Source organism: Martinezella paranaensis, assembly GCF_014200235.1.
In the GTDB taxonomy this organism is placed as follows: Bacteria; Pseudomonadota; Alphaproteobacteria; order Rhizobiales; family Rhizobiaceae; genus Rhizobium; species Rhizobium paranaense.
The window spans coordinates 1-1,075 of record NZ_JACHBI010000051.1 but is presented as its reverse complement, the minus strand read 5'-3'; the positions used below and the strand labels follow the sequence as shown (position 1 = coordinate 1,075).

Here is a 1,075-nt window from a genome sequence, read left to right as displayed (position 1 = left end):
TCCGAGGCCCACATCAGGAAGGAGGCAACGTCGCGCGCATATTGGTCGACCGTCTGCGGCGAGCCGTCGTCATAGGTGACCTGGCCGTCGGAGAGTGGCTTCGGCATGGCAAAGCTCGCCGCCGCATCGAAATACGGATTGTAGTGCGAGTTCTGCGGCACCTGGAAGCCGGCCGGCGGCTCTTCATAGCCGGTCAGCAGCGAGTAGATATAATCCGGGCCGCCTTCCTGATACTGCGTGAAGATATCGAAGATGAACTGCGGGAAACCGCGTTCGACCTCACGCGCCTTGGCAAGCAGCGACATGTCCGGCGGCACCGCACCATTGTTCGAGGCGGCCGCCGCTTCGTCATTCGGGAATGGCGGCGGGAAGTGGTCGGACGGAACCGCCTTGCGGGTGAACATCTCACCCTGGGCGTTCGGGCCGTCCTGCACCTCGTAATTCGCCGCGAAGGTTTTGACCTGCGCTTCCGAATAGCCGAGCTCTTCCAGCGTGCGGAACGGCACCAGCTTCATCGAATGACAGGCGGAGCAGACTTCCGTATAGACCTTCAGGCCGCGCTGAAGCTGCGCCTTGTCGTAGTAGCCGAAGGGACCGGAGAAGGTCCAGTGCTGCTCCCTCGGCTCCTTCAGCGGATAATGCGGCGTCGCCGCTTCGGCGGCAGGCTTGGTCTCCGCGGCAACGGCTGCAACCGTCGCAAAGCCACCGATGAGGGCGATCGACAGAAGGCCGGCAACAAGCTTTTTCATGTTCTCTTCCTCTATCGTCGCCGGTTATGCTTCAACCGGAGCGGCTGTCTTGCCACTCTGCTTTTCAAGAACCGCCTCCGTAATCGAATTCGGAATGCGTCTCGGGGTTTCCACCAGGCCGAGAACCGGCATGGCGACGAGGAAGAACAGGAAGTAGAACAGCGTCGCAAACTGCGCAGCCGTGGTGTAGACGCCTTCCGCCGGCTGCGAGCCGAGCCAGCCGAGCAGGATGGCATCGGCGACGAACAGCCAGAAGAACAGCTTGTACCACGGACGATAAACCGCCGAACGGATCTTCGAGGTGTCGAGCCAGGGCAGGAAGAACA

Annotated in this window: 1 protein-coding gene and 1 pseudogene; both read right to left on the bottom strand. The window is 61.5% G+C overall.

Annotation, left to right across the window (positions count from 1 at the left end; all coding sequences use genetic code 11):
* The coding region (locus GGD50_RS32530; protein ID WP_183941387.1) for a cytochrome c1 at positions 1 to 749 on the bottom strand (749 nt) is incomplete at its 3' end.
* 24 nt (positions 750 to 773) lie between these two features.
* Positions 774 to 1,075, bottom strand: a pseudogene (locus GGD50_RS32525) (cytochrome b); the annotation flags it as partial.